Annotated in this window: 21 protein-coding genes and 1 pseudogene; 11 read left to right on the top strand and 11 right to left on the bottom strand. The window is 62.6% G+C overall.

The genetic code is table 11. The features are described from left to right. Positions 1-14: 14 nt before the first annotated feature. The 5 genes from ACZ1HA_RS03945 to ACZ1HA_RS03925 form a co-directional block, all read right to left on the bottom strand. Positions 15-428 carry a hypothetical protein gene (locus tag ACZ1HA_RS03945; protein WP_375228273.1) on the bottom strand — a complete coding sequence of 138 codons (414 nt, stop codon included), beginning with the start codon at positions 426-428 and terminating at the stop codon, positions 15-17. 105 nt (positions 429-533) lie between these two features. Then, on the bottom strand, positions 534-1,115 hold the full coding sequence (locus ACZ1HA_RS03940; protein ID WP_472712952.1) for a sarcosine oxidase subunit gamma: 582 nt from the start codon (positions 1,113-1,115) through the stop codon (positions 534-536). After that, positions 1,108-4,122: a sarcosine oxidase subunit alpha family protein gene (locus ACZ1HA_RS03935; RefSeq protein ID WP_472712951.1), complete on the bottom strand. Its 3,015-nt coding sequence runs from the start codon at positions 4,120-4,122 to the stop codon at positions 1,108-1,110. Before ACZ1HA_RS03935 ends, ACZ1HA_RS03940 begins: the two co-directional genes overlap by 8 nt. Then, the gene (locus tag ACZ1HA_RS03930; protein WP_472712950.1) at positions 4,119-4,448 is read right to left on the bottom strand and encodes a sarcosine oxidase subunit delta; all 330 of its coding nucleotides are present in this window, start codon (positions 4,446-4,448) and stop codon (positions 4,119-4,121) included. The genes ACZ1HA_RS03935 and ACZ1HA_RS03930 overlap by 4 nt, the downstream gene beginning before the upstream one ends. A gap of 90 nt (positions 4,449-4,538) precedes the next feature. Then, positions 4,539-4,742 (bottom strand): hypothetical protein, encoded by a 204-nt coding sequence (locus ACZ1HA_RS03925; RefSeq protein WP_472712949.1) that lies wholly within the window; start codon positions 4,740-4,742, stop codon positions 4,539-4,541. A 191-nt stretch (positions 4,743-4,933) separates the two neighbouring features. Here ACZ1HA_RS03925 and ACZ1HA_RS03920 point away from each other — a divergent pair, with 191 nt between their 5' ends. Further along, the gene (locus ACZ1HA_RS03920; RefSeq protein WP_375228278.1) at positions 4,934-5,128 is read left to right on the top strand and encodes a hypothetical protein; all 195 of its coding nucleotides are present in this window, start codon (positions 4,934-4,936) and stop codon (positions 5,126-5,128) included. 3 nt (positions 5,129-5,131) lie between these two features. After that, positions 5,132-5,344, top strand: coding sequence for a hypothetical protein (locus tag ACZ1HA_RS03915; RefSeq protein WP_472712948.1), 213 nt, complete (start codon positions 5,132-5,134; stop codon positions 5,342-5,344). On the opposite strand, the gene ACZ1HA_RS03910 is transcribed toward ACZ1HA_RS03915, so the two are convergent. Continuing rightward, positions 5,341-6,585, bottom strand: a complete 1,245-nt coding sequence (locus ACZ1HA_RS03910) for a sarcosine oxidase subunit beta family protein (RefSeq protein ID WP_472712947.1) — start codon at positions 6,583-6,585, stop codon at positions 5,341-5,343. The genes ACZ1HA_RS03915 and ACZ1HA_RS03910 overlap by 4 nt on opposite strands. Before the next feature lie 224 nt (positions 6,586-6,809). Between ACZ1HA_RS03910 and ccmI the strand changes: the two genes are divergently transcribed. The 4 genes from ccmI to ACZ1HA_RS03890 all read left to right on the top strand — a co-directional run bounded on the left by ccmI (position 6,810) and on the right by ACZ1HA_RS03890 (position 10,146). Continuing rightward, on the top strand, positions 6,810-8,039 hold the full coding sequence (gene ccmI, locus ACZ1HA_RS03905) for a c-type cytochrome biogenesis protein CcmI (RefSeq protein ID WP_472712946.1): 1,230 nt from the start codon (positions 6,810-6,812) through the stop codon (positions 8,037-8,039). Next, positions 8,036-8,527 carry a Holliday junction resolvase RuvX gene (ruvX, locus tag ACZ1HA_RS03900; RefSeq protein WP_472712945.1) on the top strand — a complete coding sequence of 164 codons (492 nt, stop codon included), beginning with the start codon at positions 8,036-8,038 and terminating at the stop codon, positions 8,525-8,527. Before ccmI ends, ruvX begins: the two co-directional genes overlap by 4 nt. Beyond that, positions 8,524-8,754 (top strand): DUF1289 domain-containing protein, encoded by a 231-nt coding sequence (locus ACZ1HA_RS03895; RefSeq protein WP_472712944.1) that lies wholly within the window; start codon positions 8,524-8,526, stop codon positions 8,752-8,754. Before ruvX ends, ACZ1HA_RS03895 begins: the two co-directional genes overlap by 4 nt. Before the next feature lie 195 nt (positions 8,755-8,949). Further along, entirely contained in the window at positions 8,950-10,146 is a 1,197-nt protein-coding gene (locus ACZ1HA_RS03890) for a hypothetical protein (protein WP_472712943.1), read from the top strand. 9 nt (positions 10,147-10,155) lie between these two features. On the opposite strand, the gene ACZ1HA_RS03885 is transcribed toward ACZ1HA_RS03890, so the two are convergent. Further along, a complete protein-coding gene (locus ACZ1HA_RS03885; RefSeq protein ID WP_472712942.1) occupies positions 10,156-11,061 on the bottom strand; it encodes a LysR family transcriptional regulator in 906 nt (301 codons plus the stop codon). An 89-nt stretch (positions 11,062-11,150) separates the two neighbouring features. Here ACZ1HA_RS03885 and metF point away from each other — a divergent pair, with 89 nt between their 5' ends. The 3 genes from metF (at position 11,151) to ACZ1HA_RS03870 (ending at position 13,433) form a co-directional block, all read left to right on the top strand. After that, the gene (gene metF / locus ACZ1HA_RS03880; RefSeq protein WP_375228285.1) at positions 11,151-12,020 is read left to right on the top strand and encodes a methylenetetrahydrofolate reductase [NAD(P)H]; all 870 of its coding nucleotides are present in this window, start codon (positions 11,151-11,153) and stop codon (positions 12,018-12,020) included. A gap of 60 nt (positions 12,021-12,080) precedes the next feature. After that, positions 12,081-12,563 carry a PaaI family thioesterase gene (locus ACZ1HA_RS03875; RefSeq protein ID WP_472712941.1) on the top strand — a complete coding sequence of 161 codons (483 nt, stop codon included), beginning with the start codon at positions 12,081-12,083 and terminating at the stop codon, positions 12,561-12,563. 117 nt (positions 12,564-12,680) lie between these two features. After that, positions 12,681-13,433, top strand: a complete 753-nt coding sequence (locus tag ACZ1HA_RS03870; RefSeq protein ID WP_472712940.1) for a hypothetical protein — start codon at positions 12,681-12,683, stop codon at positions 13,431-13,433. Between the two features lie 55 nt (positions 13,434-13,488). On the opposite strand, the gene ACZ1HA_RS03865 is transcribed toward ACZ1HA_RS03870, so the two are convergent. The 4 genes and pseudogenes from ACZ1HA_RS03865 to ACZ1HA_RS03850 form a co-directional block, all read right to left on the bottom strand. Then, complete coding sequence (locus ACZ1HA_RS03865; RefSeq protein WP_472712939.1) at positions 13,489-13,833, bottom strand: hypothetical protein; 345 nt, start codon at positions 13,831-13,833, stop codon at positions 13,489-13,491. An 89-nt stretch (positions 13,834-13,922) separates the two neighbouring features. Then, positions 13,923-15,001: pseudogene (locus tag ACZ1HA_RS03860) on the bottom strand (DUF2235 domain-containing protein). Beyond that, positions 14,979-17,276: a xanthine dehydrogenase family protein molybdopterin-binding subunit gene (locus tag ACZ1HA_RS03855; RefSeq protein WP_472712938.1), complete on the bottom strand. Its 2,298-nt coding sequence runs from the start codon at positions 17,274-17,276 to the stop codon at positions 14,979-14,981. The pseudogene ACZ1HA_RS03860 and the gene ACZ1HA_RS03855 overlap by 23 nt, the downstream one beginning before the upstream one ends. Before the next feature lie 57 nt (positions 17,277-17,333). Beyond that, on the bottom strand, positions 17,334-18,233 hold the full coding sequence (locus tag ACZ1HA_RS03850; RefSeq protein ID WP_472712937.1) for a LysR family transcriptional regulator: 900 nt from the start codon (positions 18,231-18,233) through the stop codon (positions 17,334-17,336). Positions 18,234-18,335: 102 nt separating this feature from the next. Here ACZ1HA_RS03850 and ACZ1HA_RS03845 point away from each other — a divergent pair, with 102 nt between their 5' ends. Both ACZ1HA_RS03845 and ACZ1HA_RS03840 read left to right on the top strand, forming a co-directional pair. Beyond that, on the top strand, positions 18,336-19,214 hold the full coding sequence (locus ACZ1HA_RS03845; protein ID WP_472712936.1) for a phytanoyl-CoA dioxygenase family protein: 879 nt from the start codon (positions 18,336-18,338) through the stop codon (positions 19,212-19,214). Continuing rightward, positions 19,214-19,810, top strand: a complete 597-nt coding sequence (locus ACZ1HA_RS03840) for an HD domain-containing protein (protein WP_472715278.1) — start codon at positions 19,214-19,216, stop codon at positions 19,808-19,810. Before ACZ1HA_RS03845 ends, ACZ1HA_RS03840 begins: the two co-directional genes overlap by 1 nt. The last annotated feature ends 114 nt before the right edge of the window (positions 19,811-19,924 follow it).

Below are 19,924 nucleotides of genomic sequence, written 5' to 3'. Positions count from 1 at the left end.
CACGCAATTGGCGATTATTCGGTGCGGATCGTACACTTTCCGCGGCCGTGGAACCGGTTTGAATAGCCCTCAGGGGTCGCATTCACAGTGATCGTGTTCTTCTGTTTGTTGATCTTTGCCGTATAGCTGAACGTTGTCGCCACCTCGTTGCTGGCGCTCACCGTATTGTCGAGGCGCCAGTAAATGCTCAGCCGGCGGTCATCATTCCGCTGCACCCGCGCGGGCATTGGTTTTTCGTGGAAAGTGAGGATGACCGGATCAACGACGATGACCGACCCGTTGTCCTGCACGACCACGTTGATCTTTTCAGGAATCCAGCCCGGCCTGTCGCGTTTTGACGGAATATCGCAATCGTAAATATAACCGCTGGCCAGAGCTGGCAGCGAAGTGGAACAGGCGACCAAAATCGCCAGAAGCGTACTTTTCATTATGTTTCCCAGGTTGAACTGACGCACTGAGCAGCGGATCATGTCACAGGGTTACCTGTTGTTTTCGCTGCATCATCTGCACCATTTCACCCGGAACGGGAAAGCTCAACCTTTGGTTAAAAAATGGTTAACCTCGGAGCCCTCCTGCGCCGCAACGTTAAGCAGATCCCAGACATACCGGGCCTGACTGCGGAAACAGATCAGGCGGAAACTGTCGTCATCGGGCATCCAGACTGCCGCGGCGACCTGCGCCAGACGCGTACGCCGGAACATGCCCGGACCGAACCGGTCCGTCGCCAGATCCACCGGGCACAGCTTGGCCATCACATCGCGCGCATGCGGGCCACGCACCGCGAATGACGCACGCGCGTCCGACACGTTCACCGCCAGCATATGTGCCTTGCCCGCAGCTTCCGTCAGCGCGCTGACGGTTGCCTCTGCCGCATCATAGCTGCACAGGATCAGCAATTCGTCAGGCGACATCCAGCACAGCGTGAAATCGTCCTTTGCGGCAATCCGGCCCGCATCAGGCACTGCCATGCCGGTCACGGCCTTCACCGCCTTTTTCACCGCCGCCACGGAAAGGTCCACGCGCAGCGTGACCATCCCCTGCAGGGCGGCCTCGGATACCTGTGCGATCCCGGCCTGCGCCTCTGCGCCACCCAGTGCTGTTACCGGATCAGACATTCTGCTTCTCCCCCTCGGCGTCATAGAAAACCGGATCGACAATACGGGCTTTGAACGTCGCCCCTTCTGTGCCGGGGAACTCGATGACCTCACCCATCCGGTCCGGGCCGTCCTGCACCAGCCCCATGGCGATCCCCCGCCCCAGCGTTGCCGAATAATACGTCGAGGTCACCCGCCCGATTACCTTGCGCTGACCGTTGGCATTGACCCCGGTGCCGGTGGCATAGGCCCCATCCGGCAACACACCGCCTGAAAGCGTCTCCAGGCCGACCAGTTTCCAGCGTTTCGGATCCGTCATGTGGCTGCGTTCCTGCGCGCGTTTGCCCAGGAAGTCTTCTTTCTTCTTCGAGATGGCCCAGTTCAGACCCAGGTCCTGCGGAATAACCGTGCCGTCGGTCTCGTCACCGATCATGATAAAGCCCTTTTCAGCCCGCAGAATATGCAGACATTCGGTACCATAAGGCATCGCGCCGAACTCGGCCCCTGCCTCCATCAGCGCATCCCAGAACGCCTGACCCTGACCCGCACGGACCGCGATCTCATAGCTCAGCTCACCCGAGAAGGAGATCCGGTAGACCCGCGCGTCAAATCCGCCGATCTGCCCGTCTGCCCATTCCATAAAGCCCAGCGCGTCACGCGACACATCCATGCCGCCCAGCTTTTCCAACACCTTGCGCGCATTGGGACCGACAACAGCAACCTGGGCATACTGCTCGGTGACATTGGCCACCCAGACGTTCCAGTCCCACCATTCGGTCTGCAGCCATTCTTCCATATGCTGATGGATGCTCTCGGCCCCACCCGTGGTCGTGTGACACAGGAACGTATCCTCATCGATGCGGGCGACGACTCCATCGTCGATCAGGAAACCGTTTTCCGAGCACATCAGACCATACCGGCATTTGCCCGGCTTCAGCGTCGACATCATGTTGGTGTACATCATGTCCATGAATTTGCCCGCGTCCGGCCCTTTGACGATGATCTTGCCCAGCGTCGAGGCATCCAGCAGGCCAAGGTTGCGCCGTGTGTTCAGCACCTCGCGGTTCACAGCCTGCGACACGGTCTCGCCGTCACGCAGGAACGCATAGGGCCTGCGCCACTGACCCACCGGCTCCCAGTGCGCACCATTGGCATCGTGCCAGTCGTGCATCGGTGTGCGGCGGATCGGCTGGAACACCTCACCGCGCGCATCACCGGCAATCGCGGCCAGAGAGATCGGCGTATAGGGCGGTCGGAACGTCGTGGTCCCCACCGCCGGGATCTCAGACCCCAGCGCCCCCGCAAGCGTTGCCAGACCGTTGATGTTACTCAGCTTGCCCTGATCCGTGGCCATCCCGAGCGTCGTGTACCGCTTGGTGTGCTCGACACTTTCAAACCCTTCCTGGGCCGCAAGCTGCACATCGCTGACCTTGACGTCATTCTGGTAATCCAGCCAGGCTTTGGCCCGGTGGTGATAATCGGCCTGCGCGGGCATCAGCCAGACAGGCTCCATCGGGGCCTCTTCCGCGGCCTCCCCCACCGGTGCTTTTGTCCGGCGCGGCGTGAAACCAGCTGCCTTTGCCGCGGCTTTCCCAGCAGCATCCGCATCCGAAACGGTTTCGCCCAGCAACATCAGTCCGTTAGCGCTGCCAGCGGCGGTCACAAACGGCCTGCCATCGGCCCCCGTCGGCGCTTTATCCACATCCGGGCGGAATATCGCCTGATCCGCATCCCAGCGCAGCTTGCCACCACAATGCGACCACAGGTGCACAACCGGTGACCAGCCCCCGGACATCGCCACCGCATCGCAGGCGATCTCTTCTGTGACAGCGCCTGCACCTTCCTGGCGGCAGACCTCCACGCCGGTGACACGCTTGCCGCCTTTGACCGCAGCAATGCCGTGACCGGTCAGCACCCGGATGCCAAGGGCGCGGGCCTGCTGCATCGCCGGGTTGTCGAGGTCCGGCGAGCGCGCATCAAGGATCGCAGAGACCGTCCGGCCCGCATGATTCAGGGCAAATGCCGTCAGATAGGCATCATCGTTGTTGGTCACGACGACGGTGCGGTCGCCTGCCGAGACGCCGAAATTCACCGCATAATCGCGCACAGCCGAGGCCAGCATGACGCCCGGAATATCATTTCCGGCAAAGGACAACGGGCGCTCGATTGCCCCGGTTGCGGTCACAATCTGCGCCGCCCGGATGCGCCACAGGCGGTGACGGGGACCGGGTGTTTCGGGCGCATTGTCCCGCAGCTGTTCGTAGCCCAGCACATATCCGTGGTCGTAAACACCGGCACCCATCATGCGGGTCCGCAGCGTCACATTGGGCATTGTTTCGAGTTCGGAAACGATTTGCTCCACAAATTCATCCACAGGCCGGCCGTTGACCGTGCCGCCATCCACCGGGGCCCGTCCGCCCCAATGCGCCGTCTGCTCCATCAGGATCACACGCGCACCGGATTTCGCCGCCATCAGCGCGGCCTGCAGACCGGCAACACCGCCCCCCACAACCAGCACATCGCAGAAGGCATAAAAGTGCTCGTATGTGTCCGCGTCGGCCTCTTTCGGTGCCTGACCCAGACCAGCGGACTGGCGGATAAACGGCTCGTATACGTGCTTCCACAGGGGCCGCGGATGAATGAACATCTTGTAATAGAACCCAGCGGGCAGAAAACGTGCGAGCTTCGTGTTGATCGCGCCCACATCGAATTCAAGGCTCGGCCAGTGGTTCTGACTGCGCGCTTCCAGCCCGTCGAACAGCTCAGTGGTCGTGACCCGCTGGTTGGGTTCAAAACGGCTGCCGTCGCCCATATTCACCAGCCCGTTGGGCTCTTCAGCACCAGAGGCCACGATGCCGCGCGGGCGGTGGTACTTGAACGACCGGCCGACCAGCATCTGATCATTGGCCAGCAGCGCAGAGGCCAGCGTGTCGCCTTCAAACCCGCTCAGCTGGCGGCCGTTGAACGAGAAAGTCACAGGACGGCCCCGATTGAGGAACCGGCCGCCCGACGTCAGACGTGCGCTCATGAGAACTCCCTCCAGGACCAGCCGGGCCGCTTTTTCGAAATGGTTTTCTTTAGGTCGGCGGGCGGCTCCAGCGTCTGCGCCGGATAGGTGCCAAAGACCTCAAGCGTGGTCGTGCAGCGGGCTGCATGAAACCACTTGCCGCAGCCATAGACATGCCGCCAGCGTTCAAAATGCACACCACGCGGGTTTTCCCGCATGAACAGATATTCCTCGAACTGCTCGTCGGCACTGCCCGGACCATGCCGTTTCAGATGCGCCTCGCCGCCACCATGGAATTCAGTTTCTTCGGCCGTCACGCCGCAGACAGGACAGGTCAGGATCAGCATGGTGTGCCTCCGGTGAACGGGGTGCCGCACGCAGAAAAGGCGGGCGCCGTCAGACGCCCGCCTCCGGCGGTCAGCTTAAAGGGGGTTGTGTTATTCGACGACAGCGGGCGCTGCGGCTTCCGGGGCTGCGGGTACGCCTTCGATGATGGCCGTGCCATCGGTCGCTTCAGGGTCCACAGGCACGGTGCCTGTGCCGAGAGCCGCAAGCAGCACCACGAAAGCGCCGATGACACCCAGCGTGATGAGGATGCCTTTGCCGCTGATGCCGTCACTGTGTGTTGTGTAGTCAGCCATTGCTCTGTCTCCTTGTTACGGGAGGCCAGTGTGACCGCTGCGCGGGCCTGCGCAATCCAGGCGGAAATCCCCGGTCGTTTTGAGCAGCAGCTGGCCGGATCGGCCCTGCCGTGTCGGCTGTCTGTTGCCGGTTTGGTGCCAGAGCGCTCTTCGGTTATAGTCGGGGCAGCGTCGCACAGAGGAGAATCGTGATGAGCAAGGAAATGATGGCCGTTCTGGTCTTTGGCGGTTTCGCAGCCATTGCGCTCATTATGCTGGTGCTGGAACGCCGTGGCATCGCCGCCCGCAAAGCCGCGCGCGGCGGGCGCGAGGTTGACGTGAGCAATCTGATTGCCTTCGGATCCGCCGCAGGCGAAGGCGCGCGCACCCATGACCGGAAAGACTGAGCGGTGACCTGGCTTCTGTGGGGTTCTGGGGCTCTGTTTGTGACAGGCGTGGGCCTCGCGATATGGGAGCGCAGGAAAAAGCGCACGCTGCTGGCGCACGACCTGACTGCGGCCGGTCCGCAGACCGAAACTGACCGCGAGCGCATCCGGGCCGAGGACGCCTTGATCAACCGCCACAGCTTTGGTGGCCACAGTGGAGAAGGTGACGTCCATTAGTGTGCCACCCCGGCAGCCACGGATTCGTCGATAAACCGGCCTTCGCGGAAACGGTCCAGCCCGAATTCATCCGTCAGCGGCCCGTGGCCTTTGGCAATCAGCTCGGCCATCGCCCAGCCTGACCCCGGCGTCGCCTTGAACCCGCCAGTGCCCCAGCCGCAGTTGATAAAGACATTCTCAACCGGCGTTTTCGACAGAATGGGTGACCGGTCGCCCGTGACATCAACAATACCACCCCACTGGCGCAGCATCTTCAGACGGCTCAGCATCGGGAAGGTCTCGATCAGCGCGCGCACCGTTTCCTCGATGTGATGGAACGACCCGCGCTGGGTATAGTTGTTGTACCCGTCGGTGCCGCCGCCGATCACCATCTCGCCCTTGTCGGACTGCGACAGATACCCGTGCACCGTGTTGGCCATCACCACCACATCCATGCAGGGTTTGATCGGCTCGCTGACCAGCGCCTGCAGGGCGACAGATTCAATCGGCAGACGGAACCCCGCCAGACCGGCCACGTGGCCGGAATTGCCCGCCACCACGATGCCCAGCTTGTCGCAGTCAATCGCGCCCCTGCTGGTGTCCACACCCACAACCCGGCCACCTTCGCGGCGGATGGCTGTGACCTCACACTGCTGGATCACATCCATGCCCATGTCCGAGCACGCCCGCGCATAGCCCCAGGCAACCGCGTCATGCCGCGCCGTGCCGCCGCGCGCCTGCCACAGCCCGCCCAGCACCGGGTACCGAGGCCCGGCAATATTCATGATCGGCACCAATTCTTTGACGCGCGTGGGTGTAATCCACTCGGTGGTGACCCCTTGCAGCGCATTGGCGTGGGCCGTGCGCTGGTACCCGCGCACCTCATGATGCGTCTGCGCCAGCATAATCACACCGCGCGGGCTGAACATGACGTTGTAGTTCAGGTCCTGGCTCATCGTCTCGTAAAGAGACCGCGACTTCTCATAAAGCGCCGCCGACGGGTCCTGCAGGTAATTCGACCGGATGATCGTGGTGTTCCGGCCGGTGTTGCCACCCCCCAGCCACCCCTTTTCCAGAATGGCCACGTTTTTGATGCCGAACCGTTTGCCCAGATGATACGCGGTGGCGAGGCCGTGCCCGCCGCCCCCGATGATGATCACATCGTATTTCTTCTTTGGTTCCGCCTTGCGCCAGGCCCGTTCCCAGCCCGTGTGGTAACGTGCGGCCTCGCGGGCAACAGCAAAGACAGAATAGCGTTTCATGGCACCGGTCCCCGAACATGGCTGTGCGCCGGAATCGCACCGGCGCCAAGGTTCACTCTCTTCTGCCTTTCCCCGTGGAAAAGAGGATACTCAGCGCGTCACATCCTGACATGTTTGCGACACGCGGCGCAATTGCACAGAGCTGTGACGGGGCCGTGGCCTTTTGCCTCTTTTTACCTGGGCACACAGCCGCTACATGTCAGGCCACAGTCTGAGGAAACACAATGACTTTCTGGATCGTCACAGCAGGCCTCGCGGTCATCATTTCAGTGCTTATTGCACTGGCGATGCGTGCGCCCCGCACGGGCGGTTCAGAACCTGCGGCGGCCTATGATCTGCGTGTTTACCGTGATCAGCTGCGCGAAGTGGAAAAGGATCTCGCACGGGGCGTGGTGAGTGCTGCGGATGCAGAACGCGTGCGCGCGGAAATCTCCCGCCGTATTCTGGCCGCCGACGCCGCCCTGCGCGCCGAAGAAGCCGGAGAGGATGATCACAAAGGCGCCCCTGCCATCGTTTCCGCCCTGCTGGCCCTTGTACTCATTGGCGGCAGTATCGGGCTTTACACCCAGCTGGGCGCACCGGGGTATGGCGATCTGAGCCTGCAGAACCGTATTGCAATGGCCGAAGAACGCCGCGCGGGACGCCCCTCGCAGGCCGCCGCCGAAGCCAGCCTGCCCGCCGTCCAGACCCCTGCGAACGCCAGCCCCGATTACATCGCCCTTGTGGAACAGCTGCGGGAGACCGTGGCGCAGCGCCCCGACGATCTGCAGGGCCATATCCTGCTGGCCCGCAACGAGGCCAACCTCAACAATTTCCCCGCCGCCGCGGAGGCGCTGGCCGGCGTGATCCGTATCCGTGGCCCGGAAGCCTCGGTGGTCGATTTCACCGATTATGCGGATATGCTGGTGCTGGCAGCAGGCGGCTACGTCTCGCCCGAGGCAGAAAACGCGCTGAACACCGCGCTCACCATGGACCCGGCCAACGGCACCGCGCGCTATTATTTCGGCCTCATGATGGCCCAGACCGGGCGCCCCGACACTGCTTTCCGCATCTGGGACGGCCTGCTGCGCGAGGGGCCGCCCGACGCGCCCTGGATTGAACCGGTGCTGGCGCAGATCGAGGACATGGCCTTCCGTGCAGGCGTCAACTACCAGATCCCGGAGATCGGCGGCGGGCGCGGCCCCACCGCAGCAGACATTGAGGCGGCTGGCGATCTGAGCCCGGCGGAGCGCATGGAAATGATCGGCAATATGGTTTCGGGCCTCTCGGACCGGCTCGCCACCGAAGGCGGCCCGGTCGAGGACTGGGCCCAGCTGATTACCGCCCTCGGCGTACTGGGACAGACAGCACAGGCACGTGCGGTCTATGACAATGCCGTGCAGGTTTTCGGAGATGACACCCGCGCGCTTGACCTGCTGCTGCGGGCGGGCCAGCGGGCTCAGGTTGCCGAATGATCTTTGAGACTCCCGAAGAATTTCTGGCGGCCCTGCCCCCGATGCGCAGCCTGGCAGGTCTTGATCTCGGCACAGCAACCATCGGTGTGGCGGTCTCGGATACCTTTTGGTCAGTGGCCACCCCGCTGGAGACGATCCGGCGCAAAAAGTTCTCAGCCGATGCAGCGGCCCTGATGAAAATTCTCTCCGCCCGCAACATCGGCGGCATCGTCCTGGGCCTGCCACGCAACATGGACGGCTCCGAAGGGCCGCGCTGCCAGTCGACCCGCGCCTTTGCCCGCAACCTCGACCGGCTCGACGGATTTGATCTGCCCGTTACTTTCTGGGACGAACGTCTGTCGACCGTGGCCGCCGAACGCGCGCTGCTGGAGGCGGATACGTCCCGAAAACGTCGCGCCGAGGTCATCGACCACGTGGCCGCCGGGTATATCCTGCAGGGAGCGCTGGACCGGATCCGCGTCCTGCGCACTCAGGAAGGAACATCATGACTGACGACATCTGGCAGCGTGACGAGGTGCAGAGCCCCTGCGTGAAGATCTGCGTTGTGCACCCTGAGGTCAGGCTGTGCACCGGCTGTCTTCGCTCGATCGACGAAATCACGCAGTGGTCGCGGATGTCACCTGGCGAACGCCGCGCTGTCGTGGACGACCTGCCCTCCCGTGCGGGTCAGCTCACAAAACGCCGCGGCGGACGCGCAGCGCGCCTGGCGCGCTGACCTGACGCGGGCATTCCCGTCCGAAACATCCGATTCTGCCATGATACCCGCAACGGCATGGCGCGCCCGACGCAGGCGTCTGCGGCGCGCCAAAACAGGCAATATCTGGCCTGAACGGCCAGATATTGACATAATTCTGGTCTAACGCGGTGCAGACATAAGAGAATATACGCGCGGACAACGACGGAGTGCCCCATGCTCAACTTCCTTAAAATCGGTGTCTCAGCACTGGCAATCAGTGCGTTCTTCGTCGCCCCGACAGTGACAGTAATCACCGCAGACTACGCCTATGCCAAAAACGGTGGTGGAAACGGCGGCGGCAATGGTGGAGGAAACGGCGGCGGCAATGGTGGCGGCAACGGCGGTGGGAATGGTGGCGGCAACGGCGGCGACAACGGAAAAAGCGCCGGTAAAAGCGGGTCGGATGGCAAGGCAAAAGGGCTGGGCCGCAGCAAAGACAAGTCTGCCAATGGCAGGAGCAAAGCGAAAGCGGGATCGTTCCGCGAAACGATAAAAGGCATCTTTGGCAAAAGTAAAAACAGCCGCACCGAGGCAAAACAGGTGCGGCAGGCCTCAAAACCAACGCGCAGCGCCCCGGAAGTAAAAGCCAGCCTGCGCCCGGCGACACGCCCGGTCAAAGGCACGCTGCACCCCAGCAACCTTGGCAAACTGAACGGCGCGATCAATTCCAGCCCGAACGCCAAACTGGCGCATCTGCGGAATGGCAACTTCAACGGTCCCGTAGGCCTTGCAGCAGCCCTTGCAGCGGCAGATGCCGGCCTGGCGGAACTGTCCGTCGACTTTGAAGCGGCGACTGAAACGCTGGCGCTCGCAGCGGCTTTTGAAGTGCTTGATGTGGCAGCCGGTCAGCCCACCGCAGAGGAGCGGCAGGCAGTTGCGACTCTGTCGAACCCCGATGCAACCGAGGAAGAAATCACCGCAGCGCTCGATGTTCTGGGCGCAGATATCACCGATGAGGAAATTGCGGCAATCAACGACTACCCCGAAATAACCGCTGATCAGGTCGCGGCAGCGCAGGAAGTTGTCACCAGCGACGACGGAACAGTCGCAACGCGGCCCGATGATGCGGCGGTTGCCTCCGCTGTGGCGACGCTCGACGCAGTCGGTGAGGCCAGCAGCGCAGTAAGGGAGGCTGAGGACGCTCTCTTGTCCGAGTACAAAGGGTCGCTTGACGCGCCCGATCCGGGCCTTTCTGAAGGCTACATCAGCCCCGAAGAACAGGTCCTTGATGCCGTGCGCGCTTCCAACCCGACCCCGGAAGAAGTTGAAGAGGCACTGTCCAAGCCGGATGACGCCAGCGATACGGAAACCGGGGAACCGCTGGACCAGGCGGAACTTCTGGACGACACCAACCCGCCCGAAGAAAGCTGACTGGCGGCGCTACTGCGCCTGCAGTTTCCGCGCTTCCTCACCTGCCAGCTTCAGCAGGCTCTGCATGAACGGCTTGTCCAAGTCATCGGTGCGCACTGCCGCATAGAGCCTGCGCGTAATACCCGCCTTCGTCAGCGGGCGGGTGACATAATCAGAGGAATATTTGACCTCGCGCACCACCCAGTCCGGCAGCACGGAAACACCCCGGTTCGACGCGACCAGCAGCAGGATCACCGCCGTCAGTTCGACCTGGCGGATGCCCGCGGGCTCCACTTTGGCCGGGATCAGCAACTGGCTGAATACATCCAGACGCGACCGCTCCACCGGATAGGTAATCAGCGTCTCGCCGCGGAAATCCACCGCCTCGACAAAAGGCTTCTGCGCCAGCGGATGCGCGCTGGAGGCCACAAAAACCGGCGCGTAATCAAAGAGTTCCACAAATTCAACGCCCGGCAGGTCTTCCGGATCAGACGACACCACCAGATCCACTTCTTCTTTCAGCAGCGCCGGCAGCGCTTCAAAGGCCAGGCCCGGCCGGATGTCCACATCCACATCGCCCCAGCTTTTGCGGAACTGCTCCAGCACCGGGAACAGCCACTCAAAACAGGCGTGACACTCAATCGCGATATGCATCCGGCCCGTGCTGCCCGCGCGCAACCCGCTGAATTCCTCCTGCAGCGCCTCGATCTGCGGCAGCACCTGTTCGGCCAGCTTCAGCAGCCGCAACCCGGCCGGAGACAGCTTAAGCGGCTTGGACCGCCGCACAAACAGCTCGACCCCCGCCTGGTCCTCCAGACCCTTGATCTGATGGCTCAGCGCCGACTGGGTGATGTGCAGCAGATCCGCCGCCCGTGCCAGCCCGCCTGCCCGGTGAATGGCCTGAATGGTGCGCAGATGGCGGAACTCAATATGCATGCCGAACTCATGTTAAAGATGAAAGTTATGAGTTTGTCTCATTATTCCGGATGTGGCACAAGATGCGAAATCAAGAGGAGCTCGCCCCGATGACAACACCCGCCGTATCCTTTGAGGTCTTCCCGCCAAGATCCATCGACGCCTCTTTCCGGCTGTGGGATACCGCGCAGGCGCTTGCGCCGCTGGAACCGCGCTTCTTTTCGGTGACCTATGGCGCGGGCGGATCAACCCGCGACCTGACCCATGACGCCGCTTTCACGCTGCGCAAGACCTCCGGGCTGCCGGTGGCCGCACACCTGACCTGTGTCGGCGCCACAAAGTCCGAAACCATGGCCATCGCCCAGCGCTTTGCCAAAGCCGGGGTCACCGACCTTGTTGCCCTGCGCGGCGACCCGCCCGAGGGATCGGACGGCTTCACACCGCACGAAGACGGTTTTGCCAGCTCGGTCGACCTCATCAGTGCGCTTGCGGAAACCGGGCAGTTCACCCTGCGCGTCGGCGCCTACCCGGAAAAGCACCCGGAGGCGCGCAGCCAGCAGGACAGTATCAACTGGCTGAAAGCCAAAATCGACGCGGGCGCGGCAGAGGCCATCACCCAGTTCTTTTTTGAGGCCGAAACCTTTCTGCGGTTCCGCGATGACTGCGTCAAAGCCGGTATTGACGCGCCGATCACGCCCGGCATCCTGCCGGTGACCAACTGGAAAAATGCCCGCGCCTTTGCCACCCGCTGTGGCACCAGCGTGCCTGCCTGGCTGGACCAGGCCTTTGAAACCGCGATCCGCGACGACCGACACGACCTGCTGGCGCGCGCCGTCTGCACCGAGATGTGTTCCGAGCTGGTGGATGAGGGCGTGGAAAACCTGCATTTCTACACGCTGAACCGTCCCGAACTGACCCGCGAAATCTGTCATGCGCTTGGCGTCACCCAGGCCGCGACCGGTGTCCGCGACGTTGCGTAACCCCTTGAGCACAGACACCTGACTGCCTAGCCTCCGGGTGACACCAGCCCGGAGATCTTCATGACGTTTGCCGCGAAATCACCCAGCGATCTGCTGCCGCCCGAAAAGATCATCACCATGTCGGGCCTGGAGTTTATGCAGGGCATTCTGGACGACAAAATCGCCGGAGCGCCGATTGCTGAAACCCTCGGTTTTGATCTGCTGGAGGTGGCCGAGGGCCGCGTAACTTTCACCGGCACCCCTGCCTTCGGCGCACTGAACCCAAGCGGTGCCGTGCACGGCGGCTGGTATGGCGCACTTCTGGACAGCGCGCTTGGCTGTGCTGTGATGACAATGGTGCCCAAAGGCTCCGTCTACACCACGCTGGAATACAAGGTGAATATCGCCCGCGCCATCCGGCCCGGCACAGTGGTGGACTGTGTGGCGACCGTCGATCACGCGGGCCGCTCAACCGGTGTGGCACACGGCGAAATCCGGGGCCGCGAGGACGGCAAACTCTATGCCACCGGGTCGACAACATGCATCATCATGAAAATTGCCTGATCTTTATGCATCACATTAATAAATGGATGTAAATTACCAATTTTTATACCTTTTAATCTGAATCATAAATGGCAAAATACCAGGGTCAGCAAGACCTGAATCAGGAAAATTCCTTCCGTGCAAACACTCCGTCTCGCCGCCACAGCATTCCGCGCAAACCTGCTGTTCCTGCTGCTTGTGCCCGCCCTCAATATCGGTCTGGAAACATTTGGCCTGGGCGGAGGTGCGGCAGGCGCAAAACTTGTCCTGTCCGCCTTGATTCTGTTCATGCTGCACCGGACCATATTGCTGGGCAGCCCGTCTGGCGCAGTATCACCCGTTGATCCGGTGCTGCCGGATACGGATTACCCTGCGCAGCCAAAACTGAAATTCTGGCTTTTGATGGCCGGTATTTCGTTGATGGGGATCTTTCTGATACTCGGGTCCTACACGGTGATTCAACCGCTGGCCGCCCGTCAGAACCTTGGCCCGGATGGGCATATCGGGCTGGCACTTCTGGCAGCTCTGATCCCCTACTGGATTTTTCTCGCCCTCTTCGGCACAGCCGTTCCCGCCGCGGTGATCGACCACCAGGCGGGTCTTGGCCCGGCGCTGAAGCGCGCACGGGTGTCGTTTTTCCGCGTATTATTCGGGCTTTTTATGGGTCCGGGACTGATCTGGGTTCTTTTACTCGTCCTTGGAGCCCTGCTTAAAACCGTTGGGGTCTATAGTTACGACTGGATCCACCTGTCTGACTTCACGGCCATGGGCCTGGTGATCGAATTCCTGCTCTTCGGGTTCGGTCAGGGGTTCGCCCTGGCGGTTACGGCCGCTGTGCTGTCACGGGCCTATCTGCGCGGCCTGCATCAGGCGGCAAACGCCGCGCCCTGAACACCTCGGCAACGCCGGTTTCAGGTCGGCTGCACCAACCCGCCAGCCTGTGATCTCAGCCCGGATCGGTGGCAAGACCCTCATGCTGCGCCAGTGCCCGGCAATAGGATGTCCAGTCTCTGAAATCCTGCGTAAAAACGTAGAGCGCGCCCTTGTCCGCCCAGTAATTGCATTTGCCGCGCCAGGTCTCCGCGACCCAGGCCCCAGCGACCGCACGCCCTTCGCCGTGCGCGCGGGTATAGGCCGCGTCTTCCCAGACACCGGCCATCCGGATGAGGCGCTGTTGCGCCTCGCCTTCGGACACCCATTCCGCGGCGACAGCATAAAGCGCGCCGCACTGAACCATGCTCTCGCTGATAGGCTGGCCGCCCTGCACCGGAACAGCCAGTCCTGTTATCAAAATTGCTGTACCAAAGAGCTTTGACATGCCGACCCGTTGTTTGTCCTGTGCGCAGGCTACGATGGGAAGGTGGCTGAAAAAGGGCGGCGTCAGACCGTCCTGCCGCTCACCCGCCACCCGGTCGGTTTGGGCAGCGCTGCCTGCCGTATTGCAACGCTGTCGTGCACCCGTTCCGAGCTGTCCCGAAGCGACAGGCGCGGACGACGCGACACGAGCCAGCGCCCGTGCCCCCGGAAAGTGCCCAGCATCGGCGCGGTCGCGTCCCGTGCAAACCGCTGGGACCAGCCGGCGGGCAGCGGCAGACCGCGCTTCTGCGCCTGCTCCAGCATCCAGACCAGTGGAATATTGGCCAGCGGCCGCGCCGGCTCATACCCCCCAGCTGCCCGCCCACATCACCATGGGTGCCGGGAAACCACAGCTGCTCCACACGCCCCGGATACCCTTCGGGCGTTGTCCACAGAACCGGTGAATAGGCCACACGCGTCTCGTCCAGTGCCAGTGCCTGATACCCGGCGCGCACGTTGTGGCTCAGTTCATGGTTATGAAACGCATGCTTTTTCTCAGAGAGCCGCCAGAGCCAGGGCATATTGATGCCCAGCGATTTGACCGTATCCCAGACGCCGATCATCTCGATCTCCGTCACATCATGACAATGCATCCTGGAGAACACGCCCGCCGCGTCGCTGGACGGATCATTCTGGTAGTGCCGGTAAACCTCGCGGATATTGCGCTCGGTCGCCTCTTCGGCGCGCAGCAGCCCCACCAGATCAATCACGCCCGCCAGACTGCGCACCGCGTAGGCCCCGCGCGAATAGCCCAGCAGGAAAATCCGGTCGCCCGGCCGGTAGCGCGAGGCGAGATAGCCATACGCGCGGCGGATCTGACGGTTGATCCCCCGCCCCATCATCACATCCAGCGCAGACCGCCAGCTGCGCCACTGCACGCCCGGCTCATAAAACAGCGACACCTGATGCACCGTTTCGCGCAGCAGCTTATACGCCGTGCCCGCATTGGTCTCACAGCCGGGCTCCAGCGAAGACAGCGTGCCATCCAGGATCACCACATGAATAACGGGACCCCGCCTGGGGCCGAAATCGCTGGCAGGGCGGCGCCACAGACGGGTGCCCAGCCAGTCGAATACTCCGTTATTCCGCAGCGATACCCTCACTGTTCAGAAGCTCCCATACTTTGTGCGGCGTAAAGGGCATGTCAGCCTGACGTACCCCCCGCGCCCAGAGCGCGTCCTGAACCGCATTGGCCACAGCGGCCAGCGCACCCACGGTGCCTGCCTCGCCACAGCCCTTCATCCCCATGACGTTCGCCGTCGATGGTACCGGTTCGGACGTAAATGAAATATTGGGCACGTCATCGGCGCGCGGCAAGGCGTAGTCCATGAACGATGCCGTGAGCAACTGGCCGTCTTCATCATAGACAACATGCTCTGTGATTGCCTGACCGATCCCCTGAACAACCCCGCCATGCACCTGACCTATGGCCAGCATCGGATTGATAAGATTGCCAAAATCATCTACGACAGTATAACGGTCCACAGCGGTCACTCCGGTCTCCGGGTCCACTGTTACCTCTGAAATATGGCAACCGTTGGGAAAGCTGCGGGCCTCCAGCTTTGCACGTGCCTCATGGCGCAGCAGATCATCGCGGCCCGCGCTGCGGGCCATCTCTGCCACCTCCAGCATCGTGGGCGTCAGGTTCGACCCCTCGGCCCGGAACCGTTCATCATCAAAGGTGATCTCTGACGCCGGAACGCCCATTTCGTCCGCCAGAAACGCCGTAAACGCCTCTGTCATAACTGAAACAGTGGCCAGCGTGGCATTGTTCTGCACAGTGACCGAACGCGACCCGCCGGTCCCGCCGCCCTGGGCGATCCGGTCGCTGTCACCCTGCACAACACTGATCCGGTCCGCCGGAATCCCTGTCTGATCCGACAGGAATGTCGCATAGACCGTCTCGTGGCCCTGACCTGTGCTTTGTGTGCCGACATAAATCGTCACGGTGCCGTCCTCGTTGAATTCGACGCATGCGCCTTCCGAAGGATCGCCCAGAATACTTTCAATATAGTAACAGACGCCGATCCCCCGCATCAGACCGCGCGCAGCATCCGCTTCGCGGCGCGCCGCAAAACCCGCAATATCGGCCTCTGCCTCGGCCCGCGCCTGCACCCGGCCAAAGTCACCAACGTCATAGGTTTCGCCGGTCGCCGCCTTATAGGGAAACTGGTCCGGACGGATGAAGTTGATCCGGCGCAGCTCGAACGGGTCCACCCCCAGCTCGCGCGCCGCCCGGTCCATCAGCCGCTCCAGCACGTAAATCGCCTCGGGCCGCCCCGCCCCGCGATAGGCATCAACCTGCACCGTGTTGGTGTAATACCCCTCCACCTGCAGCCAGGTGGTCTGCACATCGTAACAGCCTGCCAGAACCCGGCTGAAGAGCTGCGTCTGAATGGGCTGGCCGAACTGCGAATTATAGGCCCCGAGGTTGCAGCGCGTGCGCACACGGTATGCCGTGATCTTATGGTTCTCATCGAATGCAAATTCGGCCAGCGATGTCAGATCGCGCCCGCCGTTATCGCTCAGCATCGCCTCCGTCCGGTCAGAGGCCCACGCCACCGGCCGGCCCAGCACGCGCGCGGACTGCGCGCAGAGGAAATACTCTGGGTAGGCAAAAGCCTTCATGCCAAAGCCACCGCCCACATCAGGAATAGTCACGCGCACCGCTTCCGGGTCCAGCTTCAGTGCTTTGGCCAGCTGCGCCTTATGCGCCCAGACCCCCTGTGCGCCCAGCGACACATGCAGGCGCGCGCCGTCCCATTCCGCAAAGCATCCGCGCGGCTCCATCGCGTTACAGATGATCCGGTTGTCACCAACATCGAGGGACACGGTGTGCGCCGCCGCCTCAAACGCCGCCTCAGTCGCGGCCTCATCGCCCATGCCCCAGTCAAACGCCAGGTTCTGAGGGGCCTCGGGATGGATCACCGCATCGCCCGGGCCGACGTCCATATGCGCGTCCAGATCATCGTACTCCAGTTCAATCAGCTCGGCGGCATCGCGCGCCTGATCCAGCGTTTCCGCCACCACAAAGGCCACCGGCTCGCCCACGAACCGCATACGTTCCTTTGCTAGGATCGGGCGCAGCGGGTTCGCCCCATCCGTGCCATCGCGGTTTTTCACAACGCTGGCCTGCATGGAAATGTCCATGCCCGCCGCCTCCAGGTCCTCCACGCTCAGCACCAGGTGCACCCCGGGCGCAGCACGCGCCTCTGAGAGGTCGAGACCGGTGATCACGCCATGTGCCACCGGCGCGCGGAACACGAACCCTGTGAGCGCATTTTCCGGCGCAATATCCGCGACATAGCGGCCCTGACCGGTCAGAAAACGTGTATCCTCAACCCGAACAACGGGCTGCGATCTGCCAAATTTATCCATGGGGGCTCCTTCGGGGCGCGGGGTGGTGGTGCTGTGTCAGCAGGGTGTCGCGGACACTCAGCCGGCAGGACGGGTCCCGCCGATCTCCTTCATATAGTCAAGAAGCCAGCTGCGAAAAGCCCTTGCCGCCGGTCTCATCGCATTGCGGTCCGCGCAGACCAGAAAATAGCGGTCCGTGCCGGACACGGCGATGTCCCCGCCACAGGGTACCAGGCCCGACTGCCGGACCACCAGATCGCTCGCCGGCGCTCGGGCGAGCATGACGCCTGCGCCCTGTGCCGCCATCGCCGCCGCCATCACAGTACTGTCCGCATGGATCAGTTTCAGCGGGGCGAGCGGCTGGCCCAGCTCATGCATCACATGCCGCCAGCCCGAACGGTGCGTGGCCACCTCAATCAGCGGTGCTGCCCCCAGATCGCCAGGGCTCGCAATCTGCGCCGCCAGTGCGGGGGTGGCTACCGGCTGCAGCGTCTCGCCCAGCAGCGGGTCATAATCCCGCCCGAACTGCCCGGGCGTGCCGAAAACGATCTGCAGGTCGCTGTAGCCTGCGTCAAAATCCGAAGCCGCGTTCCCCGTGTTCAGCGTCAGGCGGACGCGGGGGTGCACAGCGTGAAACCTTTTCAGCCCGCCCGCCAGAATACCATGCGCAAAGAGAAGCACCGAGCGCACAAAAACCGGCTGCTCTGCCCCGCTGCCGAAAATACCGGTTGTGGCTTCCTCGAGCAGCCCCAGCGACTGCTGTACCGTCGGCAGGTAGGACCGGCCCGGATCGGTCAGTGTCACGGAATGTGCGCCCCGCTCGAACAGCTGCGCACCCAGACGGTCCTCCAGCGCCCTGATCTGCTGGCTGACCGCTGCCGACGAGAGGTTCAGCTCCTCCGCCGCCCGGGCAAAGCTTTCCGTGCGGGCCGCCACTTCGAAAACACGCAGCCAGTTGAGCGAGGGAACGCGGGACATGGCCCAAGGCTAAGTTAAACTTGGCCTCAGAGGCAAGAGGCACCGTGCTGCATTCCGCGTCATTGCTGCCAGGGTGCACCGCAACCATACAGGAGGAACCCGATGCCACCCCCGATCCCCCTTGAAAACGGCCGCCTCACCGAAGCGCAGTCCGCGCGGTACCGCCGGGATGGATATCTCTTTCCCATCCCCGTCATGTCTGCTGAGGAAGCAGCGGGCCTGCGGGACGGGCTGGAAACCCTGGAACGCGACTGGCTCGACAGCGATCTGCCGCTGCCGCTGAGCACTTACAAACGGGTCAACGCGCATTGTGTGATGCCGCTGGCCTGGCAGATCGGGCACCATCCTGCCATTCTTGATGTGGTCGAAGGCGTGATCGGGCCGGACATCATGGTCTATTCCGTGGAGTTCTTCATCAAAGAGCCGCATACCCGGCATATCGTTTCCATGCACCAGGACCTGACATACTGGGGTCTGGGCGAGATTGACGGGCTGGTCACCGCCTGGCTGGCGCTCTCGCCGTCAACGCCCGCGTCCGGCTGTATGGATTTCGTGCGGGGCAGCCACAAAAATCCGATCCTGCCGCATGAGGACACGTTTTCAGAAGATAATCTGCTCTCTCGCGGCCAGGAGGTGCGGGTGGATGTTGACCCGGACGACAAAGTACCGGTGGAAATACACCCCGGACAGATATCGCTGCACCACGGGCTGATGATCCACGGCTCGGGGCCAAATACCACGGATGACCGGCGCATCGCTGCTGTGATCCGGTACTGCAGCCCCGCCATCAGCCAGCAGGTGGGCGACCGGGACTTTGCCGTGCTCGCCCGCGGCCAGGACCGTTTCGGCCATTTCGACAGGTTCGATGCGCCTCAGGCCCCCTTTACGCCGCAGGCCCTTGCCACCTACGATCAGATCCGGCGCGCTCAGGCAGCGACAATGATGAAGGGCGCGGACAGAAAGGGAGATCTCTACGCATGATGGACAAGGTCAGCTTTACGCAGATGAAGGATGGTACGGCCGAGGATTATGCCTTCCTGACTGAACACGAGACCGAATACACCCGCGGCACCGCGGACCGCCTGCTGGAGGCGATGGTGAGCCTGGATGCGAGCCTGTCGGGTTATCAGGTCACGCGCCTTGGTCATTCGCTGCAGTCGGCCACCCGGGCGGAACGGGACGGTGCCGATGTGGACTGGATCGTCTCCGCGCTCCTTCACGACATCGGCGATATCTACGCGCCCTATAACCACGACGAATATGCGGCGACCATCCTGCGGCCCTTTGTGCGCGAACAATGCACCTGGGTGGTCGAAAAGCATGGTGATTTCCAGATGATCTACTACGGGCACCACGTCGGCGCAGACCCGCACAAACGCGACAAATACAAGGGCCATGCCTATTTCGACGATTGTGCGGCGTTTTGCGAACGCTGGGATCAGGCGAGTTTTGATCCGGATTATGACATGCTGCCACTGGAGCATTTCGCACCGATGGTGCGGGCGGTCTTCGACCGCGCCCCCTATGACCCGGGGGTCATCCGCGCGGGCGTGCGCGTGCCGCTGGTGACGCGCTGATACCGCCGCACCGGGGCCTGGCGCAGGCCCGCCCATCGAGGGCGACCCTGCGCCGCCCGGCGTTGCCGGGGGTGCTCAGCACCAAAAGACGGCGCAAACTGTCCGGCTGACCTT

The organism is Roseobacter sp. S87 (assembly GCF_055693285.1).
The sequence above is the reverse complement of the archived record's forward strand: the minus strand, read 5'-3'. Positions and strand labels throughout refer to the sequence as shown.

Bases quoted from the DNA above. Each gene is read 5' to 3' on its own strand.
- ACZ1HA_RS03945 (WP_375228273.1), bottom strand. From the start codon at position 428: ATGAAAAGTACGCTTCTGGCGATTTTGGTCGCCTGTTCCACTTCGCTG.
- ACZ1HA_RS03940 (WP_472712952.1), bottom strand. From the start codon at position 1,115: ATGTCTGATCCGGTAACAGCACTGGGTGGCGCAGAGGCGCAGGCCGGG.
- ACZ1HA_RS03935 (WP_472712951.1), bottom strand. From the start codon at position 4,122: ATGAGCGCACGTCTGACGTCGGGCGGCCGGTTCCTCAATCGGGGCCGT.
- ACZ1HA_RS03930 (WP_472712950.1), bottom strand. From the start codon at position 4,448: ATGCTGATCCTGACCTGTCCTGTCTGCGGCGTGACGGCCGAAGAAACT.
- ACZ1HA_RS03925 (WP_472712949.1), bottom strand. From the start codon at position 4,742: ATGGCTGACTACACAACACACAGTGACGGCATCAGCGGCAAAGGCATC.
- ACZ1HA_RS03920 (WP_375228278.1), top strand. From the start codon at position 4,934: ATGAGCAAGGAAATGATGGCCGTTCTGGTCTTTGGCGGTTTCGCAGCC.
- ACZ1HA_RS03910 (WP_472712947.1), bottom strand. From the start codon at position 6,585: ATGAAACGCTATTCTGTCTTTGCTGTTGCCCGCGAGGCCGCACGTTAC.
- ccmI (WP_472712946.1), top strand. From the start codon at position 6,810: ATGACTTTCTGGATCGTCACAGCAGGCCTCGCGGTCATCATTTCAGTG.
- ruvX (WP_472712945.1), top strand. From the start codon at position 8,036: ATGATCTTTGAGACTCCCGAAGAATTTCTGGCGGCCCTGCCCCCGATG.
- ACZ1HA_RS03895 (WP_472712944.1), top strand. From the start codon at position 8,524: ATGACTGACGACATCTGGCAGCGTGACGAGGTGCAGAGCCCCTGCGTG.
- ACZ1HA_RS03890 (WP_472712943.1), top strand. From the start codon at position 8,950: ATGCTCAACTTCCTTAAAATCGGTGTCTCAGCACTGGCAATCAGTGCG.
- ACZ1HA_RS03885 (WP_472712942.1), bottom strand. From the start codon at position 11,061: ATGCATATTGAGTTCCGCCATCTGCGCACCATTCAGGCCATTCACCGG.
- metF (WP_375228285.1), top strand. From the start codon at position 11,151: ATGACAACACCCGCCGTATCCTTTGAGGTCTTCCCGCCAAGATCCATC.
- ACZ1HA_RS03875 (WP_472712941.1), top strand. From the start codon at position 12,081: ATGACGTTTGCCGCGAAATCACCCAGCGATCTGCTGCCGCCCGAAAAG.
- ACZ1HA_RS03855 (WP_472712938.1), bottom strand. From the start codon at position 17,276: ATGGATAAATTTGGCAGATCGCAGCCCGTTGTTCGGGTTGAGGATACA.
- ACZ1HA_RS03850 (WP_472712937.1), bottom strand. From the start codon at position 18,233: ATGTCCCGCGTTCCCTCGCTCAACTGGCTGCGTGTTTTCGAAGTGGCG.
- ACZ1HA_RS03845 (WP_472712936.1), top strand. From the start codon at position 18,336: ATGCCACCCCCGATCCCCCTTGAAAACGGCCGCCTCACCGAAGCGCAG.
- ACZ1HA_RS03840 (WP_472715278.1), top strand. From the start codon at position 19,214: ATGGACAAGGTCAGCTTTACGCAGATGAAGGATGGTACGGCCGAGGAT.